The organism is Candidatus Cyanaurora vandensis (assembly GCF_013285555.1).
Taxonomy (GTDB): domain Bacteria; phylum Cyanobacteriota; class Cyanobacteriia; order Gloeobacterales; family Anthocerotibacteraceae; genus Cyanaurora; species Cyanaurora vandensis.
In genome coordinates this window covers 1-8,545 of record NZ_JAAXLT010000129.1, presented here as the reverse complement: position 1 = coordinate 8,545, position 8,545 = coordinate 1, and the positions used below count along the sequence as shown (strand labels likewise).

The following is an 8,545-nucleotide window of genomic DNA, read 5'->3' as shown; positions in this document are numbered from 1 at the left end:
TGTGAAAAAGTCATTGTCTACGCGCACTCACACTTGTCAGTGTGGCTGTGTACTAGACCGTGACCACAATGCAGCCTTGAATATCTTGGCAGCAGGATTGAAGTCGTACCCAGGGGCACTGGGAAACGTAACGCTTGTGGAGAGAACAGCCGCTACTCATCAGGGGGTAACTCTTAATGAGCAAGCTGACTCTAGGAAACAAGAATCCCACGGTCTTTAGACGTGGGAGTGTCAAGTAATGAGCCATTTTTCCTATCTGGTTCTGACCATGCCTGTCTGTTGCTGCATGGACTTGGTGGGGGAGCTTATGAGTTCAGCTTGTTGGGCCAAGCTCTCCACCAGCAGGGGTTAACGGTCCAAGCCATCCTCTATCCCGGTCATGATCTGGCCCTACCCCGGATGCCCGACTCGACTTGGCAGGCTTGGTATGGACATGTCCAGGACACGTTTGACCAACTCCAGCAATGTCACTCCACCGTAACTGTGGTGGGTTTCTCCACGGGTTGTCCGCTAGCTCTGCATCTCGCAGCACAGCGTCCGGTAGCGAAATTAGTGCTCCTTGCGCCCTACATTGCCCGACTCTATCGGCCCTGGTATGTGCCCTTACCGCTGGAGCGGCTCCTGTTTAGTGTGGGTTGGTGGATTCAAGATGTACCCAGGTTGCGCTTGCCCATTCGTGATGAGGTAATGCGTCGGGAAGCTGAAAAAGTCGCTTTCCTCCCCACCTTTAATCTGGCATCCGTCCGCAGTGCCATCGCCCTCCTAGAAATCGTCCGCCAAGAACTCCCTCAAATCCAAGTCCCCACCCTAATTATTCAGTCCCGCCGCGACTCGGTGGTAGACCCAGCCGGTGCCCAATACCTCTATGACACCCTCCCCAGCCCCGTGAAAATCCTGCATTGGCTCAAGGACTCCGACCATATCATCCCCCTAGATCTGGAGCGGGCCGAGGTCTTCTGGGTGGTAGGGAGTTTCATTGTCAACTCATGTTTGAAGCGATAGCCGTACTCAGTGCTGCCTGTTACTAACGACTCGTACGGCTCTGACGTGGTACCGCAAGGGGAAGCGGGAATTCTGCCCATGAAAGTTAAAAAATAGTGACAGCTTGCGCTAAACACCCGTTGACCTGACAAGTTGAGCTAGGTTCTACTCACGATGGTCCGGTACATGACAGCTCTCTCAGCAGAACAGGTCGAGTTGCTGGTTCACAATCAACATCCCGACCCTTTTGGGGTCCTAGGATCGCACTTGTATGAGAATGCGGGGCGCAAACACTGGGCGGTGCGGACGGTTCAGCCTCAGGCCCGCGAGGTTTTCTTGGTCAACTTGGCCCATGGGACTGAGTACCCACTCCAGAATGACCACAGCCCCGACTTCTTTGAGACCGTCCTAGACCGTCCGCCCTTCAGCTACCAGTTCCGGGTGGTGGATGAGGGGGGAGAGAGCCGTTTGCTCCATGACCCCTACGCCTTTCGAGACCATCTGCTGACGGGCTTTGACCTGTATCTCTTTGGTGAGGGCAATCATCATTATTTGTACGAAAAACTCGGTGCCCATCCCCTTACCCTGGCGGGAGTTGCCGGGGTTTATTTCGCAGTCTGGGCACCCAATGCGCGTAATGTCAGCGTGATTGGTGACTTTGACCACTGGGATGGACGTGCCCACCAGATGCTCAACCTCGATCACTCCGGGGTCTGGACCCTATTCATCCCTGGTGTGCAGGTGGGTGAGGTCTACAAATATGAAGTTAAGGACCAAGCGGGTCATATCTATGAGAAAGCTGACCCCTTTGGTTTCCATCAGGAACTTAGGCCCCGTACCGCCTCCGTCGTTGCTGACTTGAGTACCTACACCTGGGGCGACCGGACTTGGCTCAACCAACGCCAACACCAGCAGCCCCACGAGCGGCCCGTTGCGGTCTATGAAGTCCACCTCGGTTCCTGGCGGGTGGTGGTTGAGGAGGAGAATCGCTTCTTCACCTACCGCGAACTCGCCAAACACCTCATCCCCTACGTGCAGGATATGGGCTTCACCCATATCGAACTGATGCCCATCACGGAATACCCCTTTGATGGCTCCTGGGGCTATCAGGTGACGGGCTACTTCGCACCCACGGCTCGCTATGGCTCCCCTACAGATTTCATGTATTTCGTGGACCAGTGCCACCAAGCCGGGATTGGGGTAATCCTCGACTGGGTACCTGCTCACTTTCCCAAAGATGCCCATGGCCTGAGACAATTCGACGGGACCGCTCTCTACGAATACGATGATCCCCGCATCGGGGAACACCTGACCTGGGGTACCTTAGTTTTCAACTATGGTCGCCATGAAGTCCGTAACTTTTTACTTGCCAGTGCACTGTTTTGGTTTGATAAATATCATATTGACGGCATTCGGGTAGATGCCGTGGCTGCCATGCTCTATCGCGATTATGACCGCCCGGACGGGTCCTGGTTCACCAACAAGCAGGGCGGACGTGAACATTTAGAAGCGATTGACTTTTTACGCCAATTAAACACCCTCCTGTTCAAATATCATCCCGGCATCTTGATGATTGCCGAGGAATCCACAGCTTGGCCTTCAGTCTCTGCTCCAGTGGATAAAGGGGGCCTGGGGTTCAACTTGAAGTGGAACATGGGTTGGATGCACGATACGTTGGCCTATTTCAGTACCGAACCCGGCCTGCGGACCTACAATCACAACTTGATGACTTTCTCGATTACTTACATCACCGCCGAGAATTATGTCCTCGCCCTGTCCCATGATGAAGTCGTCCATCTCAAGGGTTCACTCATCAATAAAATGCCTGGAGACCTTTGGCAAAAGATGGCGAATGTGCGGACGCTCCTGGGCTACATGTACGGTCATCCCGGTAAAAAAAGTCTCTTCATGGGCATGGAACTAGGCCAGTGGCGCGAATGGGATTATCAAAGTAGTCTCGATTGGCACGTCCTTGAACAACCCGCCCACCGTGCTCTCCAGCACTATGTCGCCGACCTCAACGAATTGTACCGCCAGGAGCCTTGTCTCTGGCGTGATGACTATCATCCTGATGGGTTTAGTTGGATTGACTGCCATGATATCGCCAACAGTGTCGTCGCCTTCATTCGCCGGAGTGGGACAGAACATATGGTTATCGTTTGCAACTTCACGCCCCAGTTTCATCCCCATTATCGTATCGGAGTCCCAGAGTCTGGTTTCTATCAAGAACTCCTCAACAGTGATGCTGGAGATTATTGGGGCAGTGGTAAAGGGAACATGGGCGGTCGTCAGACCGATGCCATCGCCTGTCATCAGTTACCCCACTCCCTAAACCTCGTCATCCCCCCCCTCGCTGTCCTCATCCTCAAACGCCGGGTTTAAGGTGCGCGAGGTCTTAGGTCCTACCTAGCATCTTCGAGATTTTACGTATGCTTGCTACGGCTATTCTTGGTCGTCATTAACACTTAAGCAGGTAATTTATCAAGTCCAAGCCCTGAAACCTAGTCCTAGTTGGAAAATCTATATAACGATGAACGGTTTAAACCTCCTACCTGCTTAGGGGCTTGAAAGGGGCTATTTTGGGGCGGAAAATGAGATGGATAAAAATAAGCTAAGCCTTCTAGAATTCCCCAGGCGTGAGATTGCTTAGCAAGGTAGTGACGGTGTTGGTCGGCGGTCTGAACCCATTGGCGTAGCTCCAGTTGCGCGTTTCCCACAACAATCCCCCGCGCTGAAGTCTGAAACATACTTAAATCATTACCCGAATCACCACAGACGACGGTTTGCTCAGCAGGGACTTGGCGAAGGTTTTGTAGATAGGTGACGGCGTGGCCCTTATGCCCTTGTTTAGGTAAGATGTCCAGGTCTCGGTCACTGCTGTAGATGAGTTGGGCGGCGAGTCTCGACGACTGGAATTGCGCGGTAAGTTCACCCATAATCCAGTCGGCATCCCCAGGAACCAGGGTGAAACTGACTTTCCAGGGTCGTTGTTCCGTGGCTAGTTGAAGTTTGAGTTGCGGGAACTGGGTGGTAATCTGCACTACGCGGGCGCGGTCCCAACCTTGGTCAAGCTGGGCCGCCCAAGTGAGGTCAAGTTCACCTTGATGATAAATTTCAGTCCCCACGCTGACTGCCCAATAATCCGGCTCCAGAAGCGTCTTCTCCCGTTGTAAACCCTGGGCCGAGGTCAGTGAACGGCCCGTGGCATAGACCAGTTTGACCTGTTCACCTTGACTTTTCACCCAACTATTAAAGGCAGCGGTCGCTTGGTCATCGCCAACTAGGGTGTGGTCTAGGTCCGTAACTAGTAGGATCATGAGGTGACGATTGCTAACGACGCGTAGAGCTTTTGTAGTTGGCGGGCGACTCCAGACCAACTAAACCGGGCTTCCACCTGTTGACGAGCGGCTTGTCCATAGTCGGCCCACTGTTGGGGCTGGGCAAAGACGCGGGTGAGGGCTTGGGTGAGGGCTTGGGGGTTACGAGGTGGGACAAGCTCCCCGGTCCTGCCCGGTTGGACAGTGTAACGTAAGCCCCCGACATCGCTGGCAATCACCGGAGTCGCACAGGCCATTGCCTCAATTGCCACCAACCCAAAGGGCTCATAGTGACTGGGCACGACACAGACTTGGGCGGCGGTGTAGTACTGGGCTAGGTCCGTTTGAGAGAGCCGGCCCGTGAAAGTTGTAATATTCTCTAAACCCAGTTCCCGCACAATCCCTTCAATGCGCTCGCGCTCCCGCGCATCTGGCCCGTCGGCCCGACTGCCGCCCACCAAGTAAAGCTGAAAATCTGGGTCTTCCCGCCAGGGGGCACAGGCGCGGACTAAGGTTTCAATCCCCTTACGCTCATCGAAACGACCGGCATAGAGGACTATCCGCTTGTTCTCGGCAATCCCCAACTGTTGACGGGCTTGGGCACGATTCAATAACCCGAACCGCTCGGTATCTGTACCACAGGGGATGACCCGAACCCGGCCCCGCTGGGAGACTAGACGGCGCATATCCTCTTCTTCCTGGGGACTCGTGGCGATGATGCAATCGGCGGATTCTAAGATTTCGTGTTCTACAGCAAGGCGGAGTGAGGCGTTCTCGTGCCATTCGTTCGTGCGTTGGTACTTGACGGAGCCGAGGGAGTGGTAGGTGTGGACGATCGGGGTAGAGATCTCTTCACGTAACAAGAGACCCACTTGGGCTGAATCCCAGTAATGAGTGTGAATTACTTGATAGTCGCGCCCCTGCTGTTGTCTGAAATCCAAAAAGGCTTGGGCAAAGGCGGGTAAGTAAGGATAGAGGTCCATCCGGTCAATAAACTCCATAGGTCCTGCCTCCAGACGGATTGTCCGGCAACCGGGCGCATGGTGGACGACTGGGGCTTGGTCCGGGTGTTCGAGTCGGGTGAACATATCCACTTCGTAGCCCAACCGTGCCAGGGCCAAGCCCACCTCACGCACGTAAATATTCTGGCCTCCCGCGCCTTCTTTACCGATTTCAGCCGCCGGATCGCCGTGCACGGAAATTAACGCACAGGTCACACGCGGTTGGACGCGGGCAGGTACTTTGATTTCGGGGCGCATCGAGAGGGTCATGACGGTTGTTTTGTAGTGCACCTATACCATAATGTTCAGGACCCCAAATGGACATGACCCCACAGTGAGATAAAGGTCTATATCCTAGGCATAGTGACCTAAGCTGCTCCGCTGAGTTCTAATGGCTCAAGTGTGCTAGGGAACTCTCCTTGCCGCCTCCGGTCTAAACAACTATTCACCCCAGGTAACCTTGGCCCCATGGTCAAATCCCTAGACCCCCCCGCCACTCAGCCCGAATCGCCGGCCCCATCCCGTGAACAAGCTGTAATCCAGATGGCTCGTGACCTTTTGGACCGGGCTTTAGTCCGTTGTGGGGGGGAGTTTGTCGGGGCGATTGCGGCTATCCCCCAGATCCCCCACGCCCGGGGTAAACGCGCCAAAGCTCCCCCTACGCCGCCCGTGGGTACCTATGACCTCAACTACACCGAAGTTTTTATCCGCGATAATATCCCGGTCATGATCTACTTGCTGGTGGACGGTCGGTCAGAGATTGTCAAACATTTCCTCAATACCTGTCTGAGATTGCAGAGTACCAACTTCCAGACCTGCGGGATTTTCCCGACCAGTTTTTTTGAGAATGCTGAGGGTAAGGTCATCCCCGACTACGGACAACGGGCGATTGGGCGGGTAGCCTCGGCGGATGCCACGCTCTGGTGGCCCATCTTGGCCCATATCTATGTCCAGCACACCGGCGACCGCGCTTGGGCCTTGCAACCCTCCGTTCAACAGGGCCTTAAACGCTTCTTGGACCTCATCCTCCAGCCCTCCTTCCACGACGCGCCGACCCTCCAAGTTCCAGATGGCTCCTTCATGATTGACCGTCCGCTGGATGTCTGGGGGGCACCGCTGGAAGTCCAGACCCTATTACACGGGGCCTTGTTGAGTGCGGCGGGTTTATTGTATTTGGACCTCGCTAGTAAGGGCTGTGTCAGCAGTAGTAGCCATGCCCCGCCCCGGCCCGCCCCCGACAGTTTCACCGAGCATCAAGTCCAGCAATTTAAGCGGGCAATTAGCTGGGCCAAGCGGCTCAGACAATATCTACTCAAGCACTACTGGGTCAACACCCGCACCGTCCAAGTCCTCCGCCAGCGGCCCACCGAGCAATACGGGGAGTCCGCCATCAACGAGTACAACATCCAGACGGAGACCATCCCGCACTGGCTCCAGCACTGGATGGGGACTGAGGGCGGCTATCTCATCGGCAATATCCGTACTGGGCGGCCCGACTTCCGGTTTTTCACCCTGGGCAATTGTTTGGGCGCGATTTTCGATATCCTCAGCCCCTATCAGCAGCACTGTCTCTTTGAACTCGTCGTCCAGAACCGGACGGACCTAGTGGCCCAGATGCCCCTGAGGATCTGCCATCCGCCCCTTGAGGAAGCGGATTGGCGGACCAAGACCGGATACGACCGTAAAAATCTCCCCTGGTGCTATCACAATGGCGGACACTGGCCCTGTCTGTTGTGGTATCTAGCCGTGGCGGCTCTCCGTTATCAACAACGGCATTCCCAACCGGGCACGATGAACTACCGCCGCCGCGTCCAGATCCGTATCCAAGAAGTCCTCCATGATGCCTACGACCTGCTGCTCGAACGTTTACCCCAGCAGAGTTGGGCGGAATATTTCGATGGTCCCACGGGTCTCTGGACCGGACAGCAGACCCGCTACTACCAGACTTGGACGATTAGTAGTCTCTTACTGGTCCACCACCTGCTCAAGGTCAACCCCGCCGATGCCAACGTCTTAGATATGCCGAGTATCAAGTTCCTGAGCCGTGCCACGCTGCCCCACGTGCCAGATTAAGGTTTCCGGTTCCTGTATCAATCATGCAAGTCGTGATTAAATGAGCATGAGTTGCTTACTCAGTTGTTACCACAGGTGATTAGCACAGAAGGTCTATTGCAGGAGAAGTAGAATCATATCAGTAAGGTCAGTATACCGATGGCCTGATTTTTCCTGAAAAAGTTTTGTTGAGTTTTCGGTTGATCTTTAACGCTGGACGTAACGTAGATAGCCGGCACCGTAGGTAATGCCACCGCCGACGGCACAAATGATGAGGTTGTGGTTGTGGAGGAGGAGTTTTTGTTGTTCCATCTGCTCCAGACACAGCGGGATGCTCGAACTAGAAGTATTGCCTAGGGTTTCGATGTTGGAGAAGACGCGCTTCTCGGAGATCTTGAGGCGTTTGGCCAAGGCTTGCAAAATGCGTAGATTGGCTTGGTGGGGGACGACCCAGGCGATATCGGACCATTCTAAATGGTTGTTTTGACGGACTTGTTCACAGACCTCAGACATCCGTAGAACCGCTGTGCGAAAGACCGAACTGCCGTCCATAAAGAGATAGCCCGGCTCGGGAGCGAGGACAATCGTGCCCGTCGTGTCAGCTTCGGCGTGGATCGAGAGTTCTTCGAGGATGAAACCGGGTCCTGGACGAGTACTGACCACACAGGCAGTCGCCGCATCCCCAAAGAGGATCGCCGTGTTCATATCGTGGGGGTCCACCACCGAGCGCATCTTTTCCGCTGTGACGACCAGAATATTGAGGTGGGGCTGGGCGGTCAGGGTTCCCTGGGCAATGGTCAGAGCATAGAGGAAGCCCGAGCAGGTGGCGAAAATATCAAAGGCAGCGGCGCGGTGTGCCCCCAAGCGGCCCTGGATTAAGCAAGCCGTGGACGGGATGACTTGGTGGGGCGTAGTGGTGGCGACAATGACCCAGTGGATATCTTGAGGAGCTAAGCCTGCTCGATTCAGGGCGCGGAGGGCGGCTTGGGTGCCCATCTCAACGACATCTAAATTAGCGGGGGCGACGGGGCGTTGGTGGATGCCCGTGCGCTGGACAATCCAATCTACGTTCGGGATATCGGGGAATTCAGCCAGTAGGTCTTCGTTGGTCAGGACAGTCTGGGGAATGTAGGAGCCAATCGCCACAATCCGGGGTTGACCGGGGCGAATAAAGGCGATGGGCGGGGTGGGCGT

The 8,545-nt window shown here is 55.1% G+C and carries 7 protein-coding genes; 4 read left to right on the top strand and 3 right to left on the bottom strand.

What is annotated here, in order from left to right; genetic code table 11:
* The 3 genes from HFM78_RS16270 to glgB all read left to right on the top strand — a co-directional run.
* Positions 1 to 220, top strand: a 220-nt coding sequence (locus HFM78_RS16270) for a zinc ribbon domain-containing protein (protein WP_396033070.1), incomplete at its 5' end; no start/stop codon positions are given.
* A 2-nt stretch (positions 221 to 222) separates the two neighbouring features.
* Positions 223 to 1,002: an alpha/beta fold hydrolase gene (locus tag HFM78_RS08915; protein ID WP_315861878.1), complete on the top strand. Its 780-nt coding sequence runs from the start codon at positions 223 to 225 to the stop codon at positions 1,000 to 1,002.
* A gap of 165 nt (positions 1,003 to 1,167) precedes the next feature.
* Entirely contained in the window at positions 1,168 to 3,363 is a 2,196-nt protein-coding gene (glgB, locus tag HFM78_RS08910) for a 1,4-alpha-glucan branching protein GlgB (protein ID WP_287129085.1), read from the top strand.
* Positions 3,364 to 3,488: 125 nt separating this feature from the next.
* Here the strand turns inward: glgB and HFM78_RS08905 are convergent, their stop codons facing one another.
* Both HFM78_RS08905 and HFM78_RS08900 read right to left on the bottom strand, forming a co-directional pair.
* Positions 3,489 to 4,298, bottom strand: coding sequence for a sucrose-phosphate phosphatase (locus HFM78_RS08905; protein WP_287129084.1), 810 nt, complete (start codon positions 4,296 to 4,298; stop codon positions 3,489 to 3,491).
* Entirely contained in the window at positions 4,295 to 5,569 is a 1,275-nt protein-coding gene (locus HFM78_RS08900; RefSeq protein ID WP_287129083.1) for a glycosyltransferase family 1 protein, read from the bottom strand. The genes HFM78_RS08905 and HFM78_RS08900 overlap by 4 nt, the downstream gene beginning before the upstream one ends.
* Before the next feature lie 198 nt (positions 5,570 to 5,767).
* Here HFM78_RS08900 and HFM78_RS08895 point away from each other — a divergent pair, with 198 nt between their 5' ends.
* The gene (locus tag HFM78_RS08895; protein ID WP_287129082.1) at positions 5,768 to 7,372 is read left to right on the top strand and encodes a glycoside hydrolase 100 family protein; all 1,605 of its coding nucleotides are present in this window, start codon (positions 5,768 to 5,770) and stop codon (positions 7,370 to 7,372) included.
* A 186-nt stretch (positions 7,373 to 7,558) separates the two neighbouring features.
* On the opposite strand, the gene HFM78_RS08890 is transcribed toward HFM78_RS08895, so the two are convergent.
* The coding region (locus HFM78_RS08890; protein ID WP_287129081.1) for a beta-ketoacyl-ACP synthase 3 at positions 7,559 to 8,545 on the bottom strand (987 nt) is incomplete at its 5' end.